The sequence below is a fragment of the Mesorhizobium sp. M1A.F.Ca.IN.020.04.1.1 genome (assembly GCF_003997315.1).
Lineage (GTDB): Bacteria > Pseudomonadota > Alphaproteobacteria > Rhizobiales > Rhizobiaceae > Mesorhizobium.
In genome coordinates this window covers 1-1,024 of record NZ_RZSN01000389.1, presented here as the reverse complement: position 1 = coordinate 1,024, position 1,024 = coordinate 1, and the positions used below count along the sequence as shown (strand labels likewise).

Sequence of the window (1,024 nt, the reverse complement as noted above, 5' to 3'; positions counted from 1 at the left end):
TCGAAAAGGAGTTGATGGGCGACTTCGACATTGCCGAGGAAAGCGAGCCGGTGGCGCAGCAGGCTGCCCAGGCTGCGCCGGCTTACTGGGCTGCCACTCTCAGCGACGACGAGCTCGCCGCTTCTCTCGAACGGGATTTCGTCTTTGACGATGCGGCGGATCACGCCCATTTTGCCACGCCCGCTGTTGCCACGCCCCCTGCGCCGGAGCCGGCAGCGGACACGGCATTTGACGATGATTTCGACAAGGCGGTCGCGCGTTCGTTGGAAGTCTCGCCCGTGCAGGACGACCTTTCCGTCGACCAGGAAATGGCGGCCTCGCTGGATGAGGGCTTCTGGATCGACGACCAGCCTGACACGGACGAGAGCGCCGCCGCGGCCGCCGAGCCTGCGGCTGTCGAGCCTGCTGTCCTTGAGCCTGCGGACGAGACGGCGTTCGACGCCGATTTCGACACTGCGGTCCAGATGTCGCTCGAGGACGAGTTGGCCTTCGATGACCGTGATATTGAGCCCGAAGGCGCCGACGTGCAGCCGATCGAGGCTCACGCCGCTGTCGACCAGCCGATCGCCGCTGAAGACTACGAGAGTGGGTCCGATCAGGCCGAATTCGTTCGGGCCGCAGTTGATCAGGCCCATTTCGATCAGGCCCAATCTGATCAGGCCCAATTTGAGCAGGCGACGGCTGATATCGCCATGGATATCGATCAGCCGCAGCACCTGATCCTGGAGCAGGAACTGTCGGTCGATGACGAGCCATCGCCGGCTCTCGAGGCGCCTGTTGAGGCCGAGCATTTCGCCGCCGATCCCGAGCCCGCCTTCGATCCCCAACCCGATCACGGAGCTGTAGCCGATCAGGTCTTCGAAGACGATTTCGAGCTCAGCTTCCGTGACGCGCTTGCCGAGGAGCCGGAAGGCCCGGCTGTCGATCCTGAACCGGTCGCCGGTCACGAGGCTGCGGCTGAAGAGGTCTTCGGAGACGATTTCGAACTCAATTTCGACAACGTGCCGTCTGGGGAATCGGAAGC

Annotated in this window: 1 pseudogene; it reads left to right on the top strand. The window is 63.5% G+C overall.

Annotated elements, in window-relative coordinates:
* Positions 1 to 50: 50 nt before the first annotated feature.
* Positions 51 to 1,024, top strand: a pseudogene (locus EOA49_RS32100) (hypothetical protein); the annotation flags it as partial.